The 18,114-nt window shown below is 42.7% G+C and carries 16 protein-coding genes; 9 read left to right on the top strand and 7 right to left on the bottom strand.

The genetic code is table 11. The annotated features are described in order from the left end of the window. Window positions 1-63: 63 nt before the first annotated feature. The 5 genes from Q0A08_RS14960 to glnA all read right to left on the bottom strand — a co-directional run bounded on the left by Q0A08_RS14960 (window position 64) and on the right by glnA (window position 5,523). Window positions 64-621 (bottom strand): L-threonylcarbamoyladenylate synthase, encoded by a 558-nt coding sequence (locus Q0A08_RS14960; protein ID WP_438462315.1) that lies wholly within the window; start codon window positions 619-621, stop codon window positions 64-66. Between the two features lie 128 nt (window positions 622-749). Further along, window positions 750-1,130 carry a DUF3461 family protein gene (locus Q0A08_RS14955; protein ID WP_438462314.1) on the bottom strand — a complete coding sequence of 127 codons (381 nt, stop codon included), beginning with the start codon at window positions 1,128-1,130 and terminating at the stop codon, window positions 750-752. A gap of 266 nt (window positions 1,131-1,396) precedes the next feature. Continuing rightward, window positions 1,397-2,824 carry a nitrogen regulation protein NR(I) gene (gene glnG / locus Q0A08_RS14950; RefSeq protein WP_438462313.1) on the bottom strand — a complete coding sequence of 476 codons (1,428 nt, stop codon included), beginning with the start codon at window positions 2,822-2,824 and terminating at the stop codon, window positions 1,397-1,399. A gap of 17 nt (window positions 2,825-2,841) precedes the next feature. Then, window positions 2,842-3,906: a nitrogen regulation protein NR(II) gene (glnL, locus tag Q0A08_RS14945; RefSeq protein ID WP_438462312.1), complete on the bottom strand. Its 1,065-nt coding sequence runs from the start codon at window positions 3,904-3,906 to the stop codon at window positions 2,842-2,844. 210 nt (window positions 3,907-4,116) lie between these two features. Continuing rightward, window positions 4,117-5,523 (bottom strand): glutamate--ammonia ligase, encoded by a 1,407-nt coding sequence (gene glnA, locus Q0A08_RS14940; protein ID WP_438462311.1) that lies wholly within the window; start codon window positions 5,521-5,523, stop codon window positions 4,117-4,119. A gap of 339 nt (window positions 5,524-5,862) precedes the next feature. Here glnA and thiI point away from each other — a divergent pair, with 339 nt between their 5' ends. The 4 genes from thiI to dtd all read left to right on the top strand — a co-directional run bounded on the left by thiI (window position 5,863) and on the right by dtd (window position 11,608). After that, entirely contained in the window at window positions 5,863-7,314 is a 1,452-nt protein-coding gene (gene thiI, locus Q0A08_RS14935; protein WP_438462310.1) for a tRNA uracil 4-sulfurtransferase ThiI, read from the top strand. Between the two features lie 220 nt (window positions 7,315-7,534). Beyond that, window positions 7,535-9,097, top strand: coding sequence for a methyl-accepting chemotaxis protein (locus Q0A08_RS14930; protein WP_438462309.1), 1,563 nt, complete (start codon window positions 7,535-7,537; stop codon window positions 9,095-9,097). Between the two features lie 134 nt (window positions 9,098-9,231). Next, a complete protein-coding gene (gene typA, locus Q0A08_RS14925; RefSeq protein WP_438462308.1) occupies window positions 9,232-11,043 on the top strand; it encodes a translational GTPase TypA in 1,812 nt (603 codons plus the stop codon). Window positions 11,044-11,173: 130 nt separating this feature from the next. Further along, window positions 11,174-11,608: a D-aminoacyl-tRNA deacylase gene (dtd, locus tag Q0A08_RS14920; RefSeq protein WP_438462307.1), complete on the top strand. Its 435-nt coding sequence runs from the start codon at window positions 11,174-11,176 to the stop codon at window positions 11,606-11,608. Window positions 11,609-11,637: 29 nt separating this feature from the next. On the opposite strand, the gene Q0A08_RS14915 is transcribed toward dtd, so the two are convergent. Then, window positions 11,638-12,534 carry a LysR family transcriptional regulator gene (locus tag Q0A08_RS14915; protein ID WP_438462306.1) on the bottom strand — a complete coding sequence of 299 codons (897 nt, stop codon included), beginning with the start codon at window positions 12,532-12,534 and terminating at the stop codon, window positions 11,638-11,640. Window positions 12,535-12,686: 152 nt separating this feature from the next. Between Q0A08_RS14915 and Q0A08_RS14910 the strand changes: the two genes are divergently transcribed. Genes Q0A08_RS14910 through Q0A08_RS14900 form a run of 3 tightly spaced genes read left to right on the top strand, consistent with a single transcriptional unit; the run spans window position 12,687 to window position 15,273 of the window. Then, complete coding sequence (locus tag Q0A08_RS14910) at window positions 12,687-13,385, top strand: CoA transferase subunit A (RefSeq protein ID WP_438462305.1); 699 nt, start codon at window positions 12,687-12,689, stop codon at window positions 13,383-13,385. A 33-nt stretch (window positions 13,386-13,418) separates the two neighbouring features. After that, entirely contained in the window at window positions 13,419-14,075 is a 657-nt protein-coding gene (locus tag Q0A08_RS14905; protein WP_438462304.1) for a 3-oxoacid CoA-transferase subunit B, read from the top strand. Window positions 14,076-14,097: 22 nt separating this feature from the next. After that, window positions 14,098-15,273, top strand: coding sequence for an acetyl-CoA C-acetyltransferase (locus Q0A08_RS14900; protein WP_438462303.1), 1,176 nt, complete (start codon window positions 14,098-14,100; stop codon window positions 15,271-15,273). 132 nt (window positions 15,274-15,405) lie between these two features. On the opposite strand, the gene Q0A08_RS14895 is transcribed toward Q0A08_RS14900, so the two are convergent. Beyond that, on the bottom strand, window positions 15,406-15,924 hold the full coding sequence (locus Q0A08_RS14895; protein WP_438462302.1) for a thioesterase family protein: 519 nt from the start codon (window positions 15,922-15,924) through the stop codon (window positions 15,406-15,408). 154 nt (window positions 15,925-16,078) lie between these two features. Here Q0A08_RS14895 and Q0A08_RS14890 point away from each other — a divergent pair, with 154 nt between their 5' ends. Continuing rightward, on the top strand, window positions 16,079-17,008 hold the full coding sequence (locus tag Q0A08_RS14890; protein ID WP_438462301.1) for a GlxA family transcriptional regulator: 930 nt from the start codon (window positions 16,079-16,081) through the stop codon (window positions 17,006-17,008). A 213-nt stretch (window positions 17,009-17,221) separates the two neighbouring features. Continuing rightward, window positions 17,222-18,112, top strand: coding sequence for a 3-keto-5-aminohexanoate cleavage protein (locus Q0A08_RS14885; protein ID WP_438467651.1), 891 nt, complete (start codon window positions 17,222-17,224; stop codon window positions 18,110-18,112). The last annotated feature ends 2 nt before the right edge of the window (window positions 18,113-18,114 follow it).

Here is an 18,114-nt window from a genome sequence, read left to right as displayed (position 1 = left end):
GGCGAGGCTTTTTTATGGGCAGTACAAGACGCTTATCTCATAAAACGACTATTTGAGATAAAACTACTGTCTGATTACTTGATCATCCAATAAGCTTTTTATCTGAGATGGTTGTTTAGATTGTCCTAACGGGACATCAAAAACAGCATCTATATTATCTCTAAAGTAAGCTAAAACTTGCTCTAAACTCAGTGCAGGATCTAACCCCGCAGGATTGGCTGACGTAGAAACAATACAGGCTTTAAAAGCTTGGCAAATCGCTTGAACCCCCTCATGTTGGCTCAGTCTTAACGCAATGCTTTGGTGTTCACCTCTTACCCAAGTTGGTGCAATGTCTTGGTCTGGCACTATCCAGCTAGTGGGGCTTAAATAGTGTGTTGTTAGCTTTGTTTGTAGTTCAGGGCTAAGTTGAACTAACCAAGGTGCTAAATGGGCTTTATCTCCCGCCACTAGAATCATGCCTTTATGCATAGGGCGAGATTTAATATTGAGCAATTTGATAACGGATGCTTGATTATGAGGGTTACAGCCAAGCCCCCAAACTGCCTCAGTTGGGTAGGCAATAATGCCGCCTTGATTCAGTATATCGGCAATAATTATTGGGTCAGACGTTATGATCATGGTGCGGTATTTTAAACTGATATGAATGAGAGAGGAGTCGCAAAACGTGAGACAGATGTAAGCCCCAGAACCGTTTCTGAGGCTAGCATCTTTGTCTTACTTAAAGCATTTTTGCTTAATACTATTACTTAAGACATTGTTTCAATTTTTTCTCTGATCTCAGCCATCTTGCTTGTCATTACTTTTTCTAAATGTACAAGTTCTTCAACAAGCTCTGCTTTAGTGATCTTATCTTCTTTTTGTTTACCAACTATTTTACCTAGTTCTTCAACGGCTCTTAGCACGACAAGAGATGGCTCTTGTACTTGACGATAAGTTTGTTGTCCGCCGTCAGCTAGGACAGTTTTTGTTGAACGACCAAATTTGAATTTCTTGCTTTTTGGAAGTAACGAACCCTTTTCACGACGATAATAAACTTTTAAAACGTCATAGCCATTTTCATAACGAAGTGTAAATTTTTCGATGTCGTCAAAACTAGTGACGCCCATTGATTCCAAAGTTTGATACATATTCATTGTCCTATCAGCTTATTTTGCTTTTATAAAAATAAATCGCTTCCTACCTATTTAACAGGAAGTAGTGTGGCTCAAAAGCTGATGTCTCGGATAGAGGCTTATAACGTCGCTTTCATAACCACATTAGTTCATTACTAAATTATTGTGGGTACGAAAGCAAGTTTTTAAAGGATAAATGAAAGGAATTCGTGAAAACTCCACGCTAATTAAAAATTAAGCTGATTTAGGTCGAATTTTTAAGTAAATCATAAGAAGAGGGCTCACTCTTCTTGCTCACTGCTATCTATGCCTAGCTCTTTAATTTTGCGTGTTAGGGTGTTTCTTCCCCAGCCTAATAATAGGGAGGCATCTCGGCGACGGCCCGCTGTATGTGTTAAAGCTGTTTCTATCATAATGCGTTCAAATTTAGGCACAGCATCATCTAAAATGGCTTTTTGACCTTGAGCAAGCGCATTATCTACCCAAGTTTTAAGGCCGTCTTCCCAGCTAGCGTAATTATTTTCACTTGGTGTCGTTTCAAGTAATTCTGGCGGTAAATCTTGCACCAAAACCTCGCGACCTGATGCCATCACAATTAGCCAGCGACAGGTGTTTTCTAATTGGCGCACATTACCTGGCCAATCCATACGAGCAAGGTAGTCTTCAGTTTCCTTGGTGAGTATTTTGGGTTCTACTGATAGCTCCTCGGCAGCGCGCTTTAAAAAGTGGCGTGCAAGTTGAGGAATGTCTTCGCGTCTTTCGGCTAATTTGGGTAAATGTACACGAATCACATTGAGGCGGTGAAATAGATCTTCGCGGAATGACCCCTCTGTTACTTGATTCTCAAGGTTTTGGTGAGTAGCTGCAATAATACGTACATCAACTTTAACGGGTACATGGCCGCCCACACGATAAAACTCACCATCGGCAAGTACACGTAAAAGACGAGTTTGTGTCTCAGCCGGCATGTCGCCGATTTCATCAAGGAATAATGTGCCGCCATTGGCTTGTTCAAAACGGCCTCGCCTTAAGGTGTTAGCGCCAGTAAAAGCGCCTTTTTCGTGGCCAAACAATTCTGATTCAATTAAATCATGAGGAATGGCTGCCATATTAAGTGCAATAAATGGGCTGGCAGATCTTGGGCTGTGTTTATGTAGCGCATGGGCAACCAGTTCTTTACCTGTGCCTGACTCACCGTTGATAAGCACAGTGATATTTGAGTTCGCTAATCGACCAATAGCGCGAAATACTTCCTGCATGGCAGGCGCTTCACCTATGATCTCTTTTTCAACAATTTCAACTTTTGGCGTTTCTTCCTCTATGCTTGGCATAGATTTGTGATGATGCAATATCGCGCGCTTTACTAAGCTAACGGCTTCTTCTACATCAAAAGGCTTAGGTAAATATTCAAATGCACCTCCTTGATAAGAGGCCACAGCACTATCTAGATCGGAATGCGCTGTCATTATGATGACGGGTAAATAAGGGTTGTCTTCTTGTATCTTGGTTAGCAAGGTAAGACCGTCCATGCCTGGCATACGGATATCGCTAATGATAACGCTTGGTTTTTCGTGCTCTAGCAGATTCATAAGTGACTCTGCGTTATCAAATAACTTAGCTTGGATACCTTCTTGCTCTAGTGTTTTCTCTAATACCCAGCGAATCGATCTGTCGTCATCGACTATCCATACTGTATCTTGTTGTGACATGTAATTTTCTCCTTGCCTCAGTTTGCGCTTTCAATGGGCAGCAATATATTAAATAGGGTCTGGTGAGGCTCACTCTTACATTCAATGAGACCGTTGTGTTGATTTATGATGGATTGTGCAATAGATAGGCCAAGTCCGGTGCCATCTGGGCGGCCACTGACCATAGGATAAAAAAGGGTTTTTAAAATTGGCTCAGGAATGCCCGGACCATTATCTATAACGCTGATTTTACAAACTAATTTATGGCGCTTTGAACCTATGGTGAACTGACGTAAAGCACGCGTCATGATGCGTACTTCTTTATTATCTTGAGAGTTATCTTGCAGCAATGCTTGCATGGCATTACGTACTACATTTAGAAGGGCTTGGATCAGCTGAGAACTGTCCCCCATAATATCTGGAATACTTGGGTCATAATCTCGAATAAAACGAACTTGTTCATTGGCTTCAACCGTTACAAGTTGATTTACCCGTTCAATGACTTTATGGACATTTAAGAGCTCTATTTTAGGTAACTGTCTTGGGCCTAAAAGACGGTCGACTAAATCTCTAAGGCGGTCAGACTCTTCAATGATGACTTGGGTGTAATCTTTTAATCCTTCATCTTTAAAGCTACGACTAATAAGCTGAGCCGCACCACGTATGCCTCCTAGTGGATTTTTGATCTCATGGGCGAGACCTCGAATCAGCTCTTTACTGGTTTGGTGAGTGACCAATAACTCATCTTCTTGGGAGATACGCTTCATCCTATCTCTAGGATATAGCTCAATCAGTAGGCTTTCTGTGCTGCTAAGTACACCCATGACAGGTGTAACCGTGTAATCCAAGAATAGCTTTTTGCCATTAGGCATTTCTAATCTGGCTTCACGCTTGGTAAATGGGTAGCCAGTATTTGCTGCATTATGAAGGGCTGAAATACTGCTTTCATCTTCGAAGAAAACATTCTCAATACTCTGTCCATAGACACGGCGACGACTTACTGCCAAAAGCATTTCTGCTGCAGGGTTGAGATACTCGATAAGCAGTTCATTATCTAGCTTTACCACGGCGGTTGATAAATGATCAATCAGTAAACTATGCACGTTATTATCCTCTTACTTCCCTTTAACTCTGCAAGATACGAACCAAAACTAGAAAAGCGTAAAACGGGGTCGTATCAGTATAATGTGTCATTAATATAGATATTTTAGCGCACCATTATTGTGCGCGCGAGAGGTGTGCTCTTTTTTGGGGCATAAAAAAACCCAGCCTAAGCTGGGTTTTTATTAAGCTTAAAGCCGCAAGCTTTAGTCTTATAGGCTGTAGTACAATTCGAACTCAACTGGGTGAGTTGTCATAGATACTTGTAGCGCTTCTTCTGATTTAAGAGCGATGTAAGCATCGATCATGTCGTCAGAGAATACGCCACCTTGAGTCAAGAACTCACGATCGTTATCAAGTGCTTCAAGAGCTTGTTCTAGGCTAGAAGCAACAGTTGGGATTGCCAACGCTTCTTCTGCTGGAAGGTCATATAGATCTTTATCAGCAGCATCGCCAGGGTGGATCTTGTTCTTAATACCGTCGATACCAGCCATCAACATTGCAGAGAAAGCTAGGTAAGGGTTAGCGGTTGGATCAGGGAAACGCGCTTCAATACGCTTACCTTTAGGGCTAGCAACGTAAGGAATACGGATAGAAGCAGAACGGTTACGAGCTGAGTAAGCGAGCATAACTGGTGCTTCGAAGCCTGGAACAAGACGCTTGTAAGAGTTTGTTGAAGCGTTTGTGAAAGCGTTTAGTGCACGAGCGTGTTTGATGATACCGCCAATGTAGTAAAGCGCCATCTCAGAAAGACCTGCATACTGATCACCAGAGAACTGGTTCTCGCCGCCTTTCCAGAAAGATTGGTGTACGTGCATACCAGAACCATTATCGCCAACGATAGGTTTTGGCATGAATGTCGCTGTTTTACCGTAAGCGTGAGCAACATTGTGTACGCAGTACTTCATTACTTGTACTTCGTCAGCTTTCTTAACGAGAGTGTTGAATTTAACACCGATTTCGTTTTGACCCGCTGTCGCTACTTCGTGGTGATGTACTTCGATAACAAGACCCATAGACTCCATTGCGCCACACATAGCAGCACGTAGGTCGTGGTGAGAGTCTACTGGTGGTACTGGGAAGTAGCCGCCTTTAACGCGTGGGCGGTGGCCCATGTTACCGCCTTCGAAAGACTTGTTAGATGCCCAAGCAGCTTCTTCAGAGTTGATTTCAACCATAGAGCCTGACATGTCAGTTTTCCACTTAACATCGTCAAAGATGAAGAACTCTGGCTCAGGACCAAAGAAAGCTGTGTCGCCAAGACCAGTAGACTTTAGGAAGTCTTCTGCGCGGATTGCAACAGAGCGTGGGTCACGATCGTAACCTTGCATTGTAGAAGGTTCGATAATAGTACAACGAACAATGATAGTTGCTTCTTCTGTGAAAGGATCAACTAGGCAAGAATCATCTTCAGGCATCATGATCATGTCTGATTCGTTAATGCCTTTCCAACCAGAAATGGAAGAACCGTCAAACATTTGTCCATTTTCGAAGAACTCTTCGTCAACTGTAGATGCAGGGATAGAAACGTGATGTTCTTTACCTATAAAATCTGTAAAACGAAGGTCTACCCATTTAGCATCGTGTTCGGCAATCAATGCCAGAGTTTTGTTTGACATACTAGCTCTCCAGTAATTTAGTTTATTCCTAAGTGCGTGAGTAATTTTCACATAACTTTTGCTGTGCTTCACAATGAAGCGTTTCTTATTGGAAATAAAGCATTTTCTGTGCCACCTAACCTGAAAAATAATTAAAGTCTTATTTTACAAGGTGTTATGAAGCTATTTATTTATTTCTGTCGTAATGCGGAAAATAAGTATAGATCATATCTCTCTTTATGCTCTTTTTTAGTGCGCGTTTTATTTGTGGTGTCACTTATTGGTGCAAATAAATAGTTTTCTGCTTTTCCGACTTTTCTTTATAATGTGTTCACATTATTTATTCAGTCGTAAGCAGCCATGAAATTCATTGTTAAGTTCTTTTCAGAAATCACTATTAAAAGTCGCCCTGTCCGTAAAACCTTTGTGAAACAGCTCAGACAGAATATTCGTCAAGTGTTAACAGAGCATGACGAAAATGTTGTCGTAACAGGAAATTGGGACTTTATAGAGGTGCTATCTGAAAAAGATGAGCTGCGAGATGAGTTTACTCATCGATTAGCGAATATTGCGGGCATTGCACACTTCCAATATGTGCGTGAATTCGAATTCACGACGTTAGAAGCCATCGTTGATGAAGCCATCGTCTCATACGGAGATGTACTCGAAAATGCCGTGTTTGCAGTCCGTGTAAAGCGTGTGGGTCAACATGACTTTACCTCTGTTGATGCAGAGCGCCAAATTGGCGGTACCTTAAAAGCACGTTGTAATGCGTTAGCGGTAAGATTAAAGAATCCTGAAGTACTGGTGCCAATTGATATAAGAGACAATCGAGTTTGGATTATTGAGCAGCGTGTAAAAGGCCTAGGTGGTTATCCTATTGGTTCTCATGACCCTGTATTATCTTTGATTTCGGGTGGTTATGATTCTACCGTATCCACTTATATGACTATGAGTCGTGGCCTTAAAACCCATTTCTGCTTTTTTAACCTAGGTGGCGATGCTCACGAAATAGGTGTGAAACAAGTTTCTTGGTACCTGTGGGAAAAGTACGGTTCTAATATTGGGGTTAAGTTCGTCACTATTCCATTTGAAGATGTGGTGGGTGAAATACTAACTAAAGTTGATAACTCGCAGATGGGCGTTATTTTAAAACGCATGATGCTAAGAGCGGCGGGTAAGGTAATGGAAGATCTTGGTGCAAAGGCGCTGGTAACGGGCGAATGTGTTGCACAAGTATCGAGCCAAACCTTGGTGAATCTAAAAGTGATTGATGATGTAACAGATGAACTCGTTATTCGTCCACTTATTACAACGAATAAACAAGAAATTATTGATCAAGCGACCAAAATTGGTACCGCTGCTTTTGCGGCTAGTATTCCTGAGTATTGTGGTGTGATTTCGGTGAAGCCGACAACTCGCGCTAAGCTTCCTAAAATAGAGCATGAAGAAAGTAAGTTTGATTTTGCTGTTTTAGATGCCGCAGTTGAAAATGCTAAATCTGTTTCTATCCGTACTGTGATGGAAGATGTTGATAAACAATATCAAGGTGAAGTGCCAATTGTACGAGTGCCTGTTTCGGATGAGGTGATTATTGATATTCGCCATCCTGATGAAATTGAGAAGAAACCATTGAAAGTTAGTGGCCGACCAGTGATTGAAATTCCGTTTTTTGCGCTAGAAAATAAATGGTCAGAATTAGATAAAGAGACAACACATCTGCTTTATTGTGGTAAAGGTGTAATGAGTAAAATACATGCCGCCTCTTTACTCGGTAAAGGCCATGAAAAGATAGGCGTATATCTGCCTTAATTAAAGAAAAGTCGCAACTTTACACTTAAAAAGCCAAAACTTGATCTAAACATCTTGTTTTGGCTTTTTTTGTATTGCTCTAAAAAAGCTTGTTACGCAATATTACACAAAGGACAAAAAGTAACCAATAGCTCCCAAGTGAGTTTGATGTTAATCAAATAATGAGGCTTTTTAATGCCTTAATATTTTTCTTTCTGATCTATCTCATAAGGAAGGCAAAATGAGTTCTCATAATGAACAACAGCTTGCATCGGATGCAAATATACTTTCAACCACAGATCTAAAAAGCAAAATCCAATACGTGAATCCCGACTTTGAAAAAATCAGTGGCTATAGCATGGATGAGCTAGTGGGTGAGAAGCATAATATTATTCGCCATCCTGATATGCCTTCTGCTGCTTTCACAGATATGTGGCAACACCTTTTAGAACAAAAATCTTGGATGGGGGTGGTGAAGAACCGCTGTAAAAATGGTGATCATTATTGGGTTGATGCTTATGCTAGCCCTGTCATTAAAGATGGAGAGGTATTGGAATATCAATCTGTAAGGCGACGACCAAACGAAAAGGTTAAAGCCAGAGCTGAAACTGTCTATCAGGCGCTTAACCAAGGTAAAAAACCTAGTTTTGCTAAGTATCCTCGCTTTTCACTCTTCTCTAAAATACTGGCTTCAAACAGCCTTATCCTCTGTCTGTTATTCTTATTAGTGCAAAATCAAACATCAAGCTTTATCAGTCTGATGGAATTTATCTCATTGCTGGCTTTATCAAGTTTAGTGACTGTCTGGCTATTTAAACCTATTCAAACCTCTCTTAAAAAAGCAGCAAAAATTTCTGATTCAGATTTAGCCAAATACATTTATACCGGACGCGTAGATGAAGCAGGGCAGATAGAGTTAGCGCTAACCCGTTTAAAAGGTGAAACGGCCGCCGTTGTTGGCCGTATTAGCAACTTCTCTAAAATCATACGACGTAAGCAGCAAGATCTTCAGGATTGCATTGCCGATAACCAAATGGGTTTGATGAGTCTCTCTAGTGATTTTAACCATATTGAAAGTGCCATGAGTAATATGTCGGGTGCCATCAGTGATGTGGCCCATAACTCGACCCAAGCGGCTAATATTGCAGGGCAAGCAGCAATGGATATGCAGTCTAGTTTGGCTGCAGTGAATGAAAGTGAGCAAGTAGTTGGCGGTATGATAGCGAAAGTTAAAGATGCCACCAATATAATGGACGACCTAGAGTCGCAAAGTTCAGCCATCAGTTCTGTGGTCGAAGTGATTCGAGATGTAGCAGAGCAAACTAATCTGCTAGCTTTAAATGCTGCTATTGAAGCTGCCCGTGCGGGAGAGCGTGGCCGAGGTTTTGCTGTAGTCGCCGATGAAGTACGTGCTTTAGCCACTCGTACTCATGATTCAACCAATGAAATCGTGAAAGCGATAGACAGTTTACAGCTAAGTGCCGAAGCTGCTTCAAGACAAATGCGGGATACATTAGAGAGCGCTCATCAATGTGATACGCAAACACAAAATGCGGTTAATTCAATTGGTGCTGTGCAACAAGGTATAGAAGGTATCCATAGTCATGCGGATCAAATTGCACAAGTGATGGAAGAGCAAAATGCAGCCGCTAAAACGATTAATGGTTACATGTCTCAAGTGAGTCAAACCACCAATGAAATCGCTTCACGCAGTAAACAAGATTTGAACACTTGCAATGAAATGCAAACTTTAGCGCAAAAAATGGATGCCCTAGCAGGACAATTTTGGGTGAATCTGACCTAGATCATCTTGTTTTGTACGATGTTTTTTAGAAACAGAAGAATAAAGTGAGTTATTTGAGTGTTTTTTTAACAAATTGTTAGCAAGATCGCCTATAATGCGCGCAACTTTTTATCAGCTAGCCGAGAAACACTACTGTGATCGAGAATTTAAGAAACATCGCCATTATAGCCCACGTTGACCATGGTAAAACTACCTTGGTTGATAAACTTTTGAGCCAATCAGGTACCCTCGATCGCAAGGACGAAGGCGCTGAGCGTATCATGGACTCGAACGACCAAGAGAAAGAACGTGGTATTACCATTTTGGCTAAAAACACAGCCATCAAATGGAATGACTACCGCATCAACATCGTAGACACACCTGGACACGCCGACTTCGGTGGTGAAGTAGAACGTGTACTATCTATGGTTGACTGTGTATGTCTATTGGTTGATGCCGTTGATGGCCCTATGCCTCAAACTCGCTTCGTAACCTCTAAAGCATTCGAACAGGGCCTACGTCCAATCGTTGTTATCAACAAGATTGACCGTCCTGGTGCTCGTCCTGACTATGTGATGGATCAAGTGTTTGATCTTTTCGATAGCCTAGGCGCAACTGAAGAGCAATTAGACTTCCCTGTTATTTACGCATCAGCAATCAATGGTATTGCAGGTACTGATCCAGAAGAAATGGCTGAAGACATGACGCCACTTTATCAAATGATCGTAGATAGCGTACCAGCGCCTCAAGTAGATCCTGAAGGTGACTTCCAAATGCAGATTTCTGCACTGGATTATGACAGCTATGTTGGTGTAATCGGTGTAGGCCGTATCACACGTGGTAAGCTTTCTCCTAACCAACAAGTCGTTGTTAAATCTGCTGATGGTTCTGAGCGTAAAGGTAAAGTACTAAACGTGAAAGGCTACATGGGTCTTGACCGTATCGATACTGAACTCGCTACTGCGGGTGACATCGTATGTATTAATGGTATCGACAAGCTAAGTATCTCTGATACCTTGTGTGATCCAACAAATGTTGAAGCACTACCTGCGCTAAGCGTAGATGAGCCAACCGTTAGCATGAACTTCATCGTTAACGATTCTCCATTCGCTGGTAAAGAAGGTAAGTTCGTTACCACTCGTAACATCAAAGACCGTCTTGACCAAGAGCTTATCCATAACGTTGCATTGCGCGTTGAACAAGGTGATACACCGGATAAATTCATCGTTTCTGGTCGTGGTGAGCTTCACTTATCTGTATTGATCGAAACAATGCGTCGTGAAGGCTTCGAAATGGGTGTTTCTCGCCCAGAAGTTGTCACGAAAGAAATCGACGGCGTTTTGTCTGAACCATTCGAACAAGTGGTTATCGATGTTGAAGACCAGCACCAAGGTTCAATCATGGAAGAGCTAGGTTTGCGTAAAGCAGAACTAACTAACATGGAACCAGATGGTAAAGGCCGTACACGTCTTGAGTTCATGATGCCTTCTCGTGGTTTGATTGGTTTCCGTGGTTTGTTCCTAACACTTACTTCTGGTTCAGGTATCATGACCAGCGTATTTGACCATTACGGTCCAGTAAAAGTAGGTGAAGTTCAAAGCCGTAAGAACGGTGTACTAGTGAGCATGTTGTCAGGTAAAACTGCTGCTTACTCTCTATTCAACCTACAAAGCCGTGGTCGTATGTTCCTAGGTCATGCGGTTGAAGTATACGAAGGCCAAGTTATCGGTATTCACTCACGTGATAACGACCTAGCGGTTAACCCTGTTAAAGGTAAGCAGCTAACTAACGTACGTGCTTCTGGTACTGATGAAGCCCTAACACTTACTCCACCAATTCGTCACACACTTGAGCAAGCGCTTGAGTTCATCGAAGATGACGAACTAGTAGAAGTAACACCGGACAGCATCCGTGTACGTAAGAAACTATTGACTGAAAACGAACGTAAACGTGCGGGTCGTAAGTAAGTTAGGCACCCTTTAGTCTAGCGGCTAAGAGTGTTTCAAAAAGCGCCTTCGGGCGCTTTTTTTGTGGGCTTGATTTATTAATGGATAAATGAACAATCATCTCATTAGCGATAAAAAATTAAGGATTCAAATGAAACTACTTATACAAAGAGCAAAGCAAGCCAGTGTGACTGTGGCGGGTGAGGTGATTGGCGCCATAGATCATGGGCAAATGGTGTTGGTGGGTATCGAAAAAGCCGATACAGAAGCAGAGCTTCAACGTTTAGCGGATAAACTTTTGAAATATCGCATGTTTAGCGATGAAGAAGGCAAGATGAACCTTAACGTCAAGCAAGTTGAGGGTGGCGTGCTCTTGGTGTCTCAGTTCACCTTGGCTGCTGAAACTAAAAAGGGCCTAAGACCCGGGTTTTCAACGGCTGCTGTACCGGCTGAAGCAGAGCGTTTGTTTAATGTATTTGTCGATATGGTGCGCAAGCAGCACGACAAAGTGGCGACAGGTGAGTTTGGGGCAGACATGCAGGTCGCCTTAATTAATGATGGCCCTGTTACTTTCATGTTGGACTAGAGGCTTCCTGTCGAGCTAAAGCGTTTGATTTAAACAGCGTTTGAGTCGGCAAAAGTTTCTAGCAAGGTTTCCACCATAGCCTCAGCCGCAATAGAAAGCGGTGCTTTAGCTTTGGTGATGATGCCGACATTTCTGGCAATAATAGGCGCTTTAATGGGTAAGCAAATAGCACCTTGCTCTTTCATTTGGCGTTCGCACAAAGCGGGTACTACCGCCACGCCTAAGCCTTCCGCTACCATGCGGCCTACGGTGGCAAGTTGGTGTGCATCAAAGGTGACCTGCAAATCAATCGATTCTCTAAAAAGCGCTTCTTCAATCATGCTCCTAACGCTAGAGGGTCTTTGTAGCGTGATAAAGTCATAGTCCAATAATTGTGACCAAGTTAATTCTTTGATGTCTTTTAAGGGGCTATTGCTTGGTATGACCGCAATAAACCTATCGTTAAATAGGGTTTGAAAACTCAAATCCTGGGTGTTTTCTGGCGCAAAGGAAATGCCAATTTCTATCTGTCCTGAACGAACTAACTCCACCACTGTGTCTGCGAGTACGTCATGTACCTCGACCTTTATATTCGCGTGTTTTTGTCTATATTTGAGCAAGCCTTGTGGTAACAGGGAGGCAGCGAAGGATGGCATGACGGCTAAGGCAATTTTCCCCATATTTAAGGTAAACCTTTGATGTAGCTCATGTTCTGCATCGGCCCAAGAGGCTAATAATGACTTTGCAATTGGCATAAGTGCCTCACCTTCTGGGGTGAGGTGGGTGGTTCTCGTGGTGCGGGTAAAGAGCCTGCCGCCTAGGGAGTCTTCTAAATTTTTAATGGATAAACTGACAGCGGGTTGCGACATATGTACCAAGGCAGCAGCTTCGGCAAAACTTTTGGTTCTTGCAACAGCAAGGAATACTTTGAGTTGTTTCGGGTTCATGTCAGTTATCCATTGTTAATAATGCGTTATCTAATAAATAAAAAGATTAATAAGTAAAAAGTATTAATAGATAAAAATTATAAACTTAATTAATGAGTGAAGATGATACAAACTAATATCAAATAAAGCATGTATTAATTTGAGGTGAACACATGGCTGGTTTTAATAAGGTAGTAGACACCTACGAGGAAGCCCTTGCAGGTCTAGAAGATGGAATGACGGTTTTAGCAGGCGGTTTTGGTCTGTGTGGTATTCCAGAAAATTTGATTAGTGAAATTAAGCGCAAACAAACCAAAGACTTAACAGTGGTTTCTAATAACTGTGGTGTTGACGGTTTTGGTCTTGGCATCTTGTTAGAAGATATGCAGATCAAAAAAATGGTGTCTTCCTATGTGGGTGAGAACGCCTTATTTGAAAAACAGCTTTTAGAAGGTGACTTGGAAGTTGAGTTAACACCTCAAGGTACTTTGGCTGAAAAAATGCGTGCTGGCGGTGCAGGCATACCTGCATTTTATACCGCAACAGGGGTAGGGACACCGGTTGCTGAAGGTAAAGATACACGCGAATTTAATGATCGTGAATACCTATTAGAAGAGTCAATTACAGGTGACTTTGCCATAGTAAAAGGCTGGAAAGCAGACAGATATGGCAATGTGGTTTATCGCCATACTGCGCAAAATTTCAATCCACTCGCAGCAACGGCAGGCAAGGTTACCGTGGTTGAAGTGGAAGAATTAGTCGAAACCGGTTCTCTTGATCCTGCTCATATTCACACTCCTGGTATTTATGTGGATAGAGTGATTGTAGGTACCTTTGAAAAACGTATTGAAAAGCGAACTGTGTCTGAATAAGGCGTTTGATTTCTAAATTATATAGGTGATTTTATGACTCTTTCCCGTGATCAAATGGCCATTCGAGTGGCACGTGAACTACAAGACGGCTTTTACGTAAACCTAGGTATTGGTATTCCCACTTTAGTGGCTAACTTTGTGCCAGAAGGTATGGAAGTAATGTTGCAATCGGAAAACGGTTTACTCGGTATGGGTGCCTTTCCAACGGAAGAAGAACTAGATGCAGACATGATTAATGCGGGTAAACAAACCGTAACTGCAGTGTCTGGTAGCTCTATTTTCTCTTCGGCTGAGTCCTTCGCCATGATTCGTGGTGGCCATGTGGATCTAACCGTATTAGGGGCATTTGAAGTCGATGTGAGCGGTAACATTGCATCTTGGATGATTCCTAAGAAATTAATTAAAGGCATGGGTGGCGCAATGGATTTGGTAGCCGGTGCTGACAATATTATTGTTACCATGACCCATGCATCAAAAAATGGCGACTCTAAGTTATTAGATGCCTGCACCTTGCCTCTTACAGGTAAAGGCTGCATCAAGAAAGTATTAACTGATCTGGCTTGGCTTGAGATTGAAGACGGTGCTTTTATCCTAAAAGAACGTGCTCCAGGTGTGTCGGTTGAAGAGATTCAAGCGAAAACCCAAGGCCGTTTGATCGTACCTGATCATGTTCCAGAAATGACGTTTTAATTAAGAGGCAGGTAGTTAAGTTATGCAAATTGTAATTGTAGCGGCAGGGCGTTCGCCAATTGGCGCGTTTAATGGCAGCTTATCGTCTTTGTCTGCGGTTGAGTTGGGTAAGCAAGTATTAGTGGGGTTGCTGGAAAAGCAGCCCGTATTAACGAATCAAATTGATGAAGTCATTTTAGGCCAAGTACTGGCAGCGGGCTGTGGTCAAAACCCTGCGCGTCAAACTGCACTGAATGCTGGATTGCCTGAGTCGGTATCTGCATTAACCATTAATAAGGTATGTGGCTCTGGCTTAAAAGCGGTGCAAATGGCGGCTCAAGCTATCTTAGCGGGCGACGCTCAAATGATTGTGGCTGGCGGACAAGAAAGCATGAGTCAAGCGGCACATGTTTTACCTAATAGTCGTAATGGCCAAAAAATGGGTAATTGGGCATTAAAAGATACCATGATAAGTGACGGCCTCTGGGATGCCTTTAATGATTTTCATATGGGGATTACCGCTGAAAACATTGCACAAAAATGGGATGTTAGTCGTGAAGATCAGGATGCGTTTGCGCTTGCTTCACAACAAAAAGCGCAAGCGGCCATGGAAGCAGGTCAATTTGAGCAGGAAATTATCCCTATTCGTGTGCCACAGCGTCGTAAAGATGATCTGATTGTGGATACCGACGAACAGCCAAGACATGGCACTGAGCTAGCGTCTCTTGCCAAGCTTCGCCCTGCTTTTAATAAAGAGGGGACAGTGACAGCGGGTAACGCATCGACCATTAATGATGGTGCGGCTATGGTTGTCGTAACTACCAAAGAGAAAGCAGATGAACTAGGTTTACCTGTACTTGCTACTCTGGATGGTTTTGCGAGTTCAGGCTGTGCCCCAGAAATCATGGGAACAGGGCCAATTCATGCTAGCCGTAAATGTTTAGACAAACTGGGTTGGGATATCGCCAGCCTTGATCTAGTCGAAGCCAACGAAGCGTTCGCGGTACAAGCGATGACAGTGAATAAAGAGCTTGGCTTTGATACCACTAAAGTGAATGTAAACGGTGGTGCGATTGCACTTGGGCATCCGATAGGTGCATCAGGCTGCCGTATCTTGGTGAGCTTGATCCATGAGATGCAAAAACGTGACGCCAAACGAGGCCTTGCGACCTTGTGTATTGGTGGCGGTATGGGAATCGCAGCAGCGCTTTCTAACTAATTGTTTTTCTGCTCCCTTGTAGCGCTCATCAATAAAAAGGGTGTCCATTGGACACCCTTTTTATTTTGTCTGAGAAAGTTACTGCTTTAGAAAGTAATTGTTCTAGAAGGTAACTACTTTAGAAGACAATAGTTAAGATTTAGGGCGCCTAATCGCAATGCCTTTACCAGCATTGAGAGGTGTGTCCAATAGGTTGTGAGCAACTTGTATCTCATTAACTAATGCTTGAGTCTGCGCTAAGAAAGGTGCTGCTCTATGTGCTTGCATATCCATATGTAATAACAAGGTTTCCATAGTGGCTAATTCATCATGTGTTTGCCCATGGTACATGGTCATGAAGAGCCTTAGTTTTTTATTATCACTTTCTAATAATTGCCCTTGGATAATGATGGGCTCAGCTTCGGCGACTTCTTTTAGGTAAGTCACCATGCTTTGTAGTGTGTAAATAGAGACGCTGTGCACCTCTCTAAAGGTTTCATCCAGACCAATATGCAACATAAAGGCGTCAATAGCCTGACTAAAAGCGACCACATAATAGGCATCATTCATGTGCCCGTTATAATCTATCCACTCAGGTAGCACTGGGCTTTCGAATAAATTAATCATATCTGGCTCGTTTGGCTGCTCAGCCTGTGCAGTTTGATTTGGCATTTTTGCTCCTAGTTCAGGTAAATGGTTTGACTGGCTCCTATGCTAGGCATAAAAAATCTATGCTATTGATTAAAATCGCATATAAATTGATTATTATCGACAAACTAGTCGTCAGAGGAGATGAAACTTGTTTGGTGATCCATCAAGAACGAGCGTGCAAAAGATTCACTTTCTGTTACTGCCTGGCTTCTCTCTGTTTGGTTTAACCTCCATGTTAGACCCTTTACGCCATGCCAACCGTACTCAAGGTGAAGACTTGTATGAATGGCAGCTTATCTCAGAAGGCGGCGGTTTAATCTCAAGCAGTGACAGCATTGAGATAATGACTCATACCCATATTAAAGCCATAGATAAGTGTGAAACCTTGATTATCTGTTCGGGCAGTGATCCTGATCTGACTACCACACCAGCTCTATTAGGCTTTATTCGACAGCAAAGCCATTATGGTGCGGATATTGGTTGTCAGGATACGGGGGCATATATTGCGGCTGCGGCGGGTATCTTGGATGGTTATCGCGTCACTATGCATTGGGAAAACCATGAAACAACCCAAGAGGCATTCCCTAAGGTAACCTTAGTGCAAGAGCTGCTAGTGATAGATAGAAAACGTTTTTCTTGTCCTGGTGCCTTAGCTGGTTTGGATATGATGCTCTATCTGATTAGAGCGCAACATGGACAAGAGCTGGCGACCTTAGTGGCTGATGAGCTTGTTTATACCCACCAAAGAGAACATAGCGAACCTCAACGACGTTCCTTGCAACTTCGTTTAGATAGCCGCAACCCAAATTTGCTCGAAGCCGTGCAATTAATGGAGCAAAATATTGAAGAACCTCTATTGATAGCTGAGCTGGCTGAACATGTTGGTATTTCAGATAGAGAGCTAGAGCGTTTATTTAAACGACATCTAGAACAAACCCCAAAAGCATTTTACCGTCAGCTTAGGCTAGAGAAAGCCCGCTGGATGTTACAACAAACTAAAGACAGCGTAACCTCGGTGGCGACTGCTTGTGGCTTTGTTTCTCTTTCTCATTTTACCCGCTGTTATCAAGCGCAGTTTTCTAAGCTTCCTAGCCGAGAAAGGTAGTTCTAAAGCAAAACATTCGTCTCAATATGTCGTAAACAGATAGGTGTATCTATTTACGACATCCCTTATTTTTTGTGGTTTTTAGGTTATTAATCATCGATTTTAGACAAAATCATCCTTTTTTAAGGTGTAACTTTGATGTCACTTGATGATGAGAGCGAGACATACTGACTTGCCTCTCGTGTTTATTTAACCCATGAAAGAGTCCTTATGATGAATCAAGATGTCATTATTACTTGCGCTATTAATGGTGCTGGGGATACAGCAGATAAAAACCCGAATGTGCCCGTTACCCCAGAGCAAATTGCTAATTCAGCGATAGAAGCTTGGAATGCCGGTGCTGCCATTGCCCATATTCATGTTCGGGATCCAGAGACAAAGCAAGGCTCTAGACGAGTCGAGCTTTACGCTGAAGTGTGTGAGCGTCTTCGAGCATCTAACTGTGACATTATCATTAATCTAACCGCTGGTATGGGTGGCGACCTTTATATTGGACCAGAAGAAAACCCAACCGCATTTTGTCCCGAAACGGATCTAGTCGGTGGGCTCGAACGTCTTGTTCATATTGAAGAGCTAAAACCTGAAATCTGTACCCTAGATTGCGGCTCATTAAATTTCGGTGATAACAATCTTGTCTATGTGTCGACACCCGACATGCTTCGCCTTGGCGCTGCGCGTATTAAAGAGCTCGGTGTGACGGTTGAATTAGAAATCTTTGATACCGGTAATCTTTGGTTTTCTCTGCAAATGATGAAAGAAGGTTTGCTTGATGACAATGCTATGTTCCAGCTGTGTCAGGGGATTCCTTGGGGAGCACCACCGGACTTTACTTTATTGAAAGGTATGGTGGATATGCTGCCTGATCACAGTCAATGGACAGCGTTTGCCTTGGGCCGTAATCAATTACCTTGGGCTGCTCAGTCTGCCTTATTAGGTGGTCATGTCCGTGTTGGCTTGGAAGACAACTTGTATTTAGGTAAAGGTGTCTTGGCAACGAATGGCCAATTGGTCGAGCGCTCAGTCAATCTTATCGAGAGTATGGGAGCACGTATTTTAAGCCCCACTCAAGCCCGTGAAAAATTACGCCTACGTGGCACTCAATAGGA

It is taken from the genome of Marinomonas sp. PE14-40 (assembly GCF_051623805.1).
Lineage (GTDB): Bacteria > Pseudomonadota > Gammaproteobacteria > Pseudomonadales > Marinomonadaceae > Marinomonas.
The sequence above is the reverse complement of the archived record's forward strand: the minus strand, read 5'-3'. Positions and strand labels throughout refer to the sequence as shown.

Bases quoted from the DNA above. Each gene is read 5' to 3' on its own strand.
- Q0A08_RS14895 (WP_438462302.1), bottom strand. From the start codon at position 15,924: ATGCCAAATCAAACTGCACAGGCTGAGCAGCCAAACGAGCCAGATATG.
- Q0A08_RS14915 (WP_438462306.1), bottom strand. From the start codon at position 12,534: ATGAACCCGAAACAACTCAAAGTATTCCTTGCTGTTGCAAGAACCAAA.
- glnG (WP_438462313.1), bottom strand. From the start codon at position 2,824: ATGTCACAACAAGATACAGTATGGATAGTCGATGACGACAGATCGATT.
- Q0A08_RS14885 (WP_438467651.1), top strand. From the start codon at position 17,222: ATGAATCAAGATGTCATTATTACTTGCGCTATTAATGGTGCTGGGGAT.
- Q0A08_RS14955 (WP_438462314.1), bottom strand. From the start codon at position 1,130: ATGTATCAAACTTTGGAATCAATGGGCGTCACTAGTTTTGACGACATC.
- Q0A08_RS14930 (WP_438462309.1), top strand. From the start codon at position 7,535: ATGAGTTCTCATAATGAACAACAGCTTGCATCGGATGCAAATATACTT.
- Q0A08_RS14900 (WP_438462303.1), top strand. From the start codon at position 14,098: ATGCAAATTGTAATTGTAGCGGCAGGGCGTTCGCCAATTGGCGCGTTT.
- dtd (WP_438462307.1), top strand. From the start codon at position 11,174: ATGAAACTACTTATACAAAGAGCAAAGCAAGCCAGTGTGACTGTGGCG.
- Q0A08_RS14910 (WP_438462305.1), top strand. From the start codon at position 12,687: ATGGCTGGTTTTAATAAGGTAGTAGACACCTACGAGGAAGCCCTTGCA.
- thiI (WP_438462310.1), top strand. From the start codon at position 5,863: ATGAAATTCATTGTTAAGTTCTTTTCAGAAATCACTATTAAAAGTCGC.
- glnA (WP_438462311.1), bottom strand. From the start codon at position 5,523: ATGTCAAACAAAACTCTGGCATTGATTGCCGAACACGATGCTAAATGG.
- Q0A08_RS14905 (WP_438462304.1), top strand. From the start codon at position 13,419: ATGACTCTTTCCCGTGATCAAATGGCCATTCGAGTGGCACGTGAACTA.
- Q0A08_RS14960 (WP_438462315.1), bottom strand. From the start codon at position 621: ATGATCATAACGTCTGACCCAATAATTATTGCCGATATACTGAATCAA.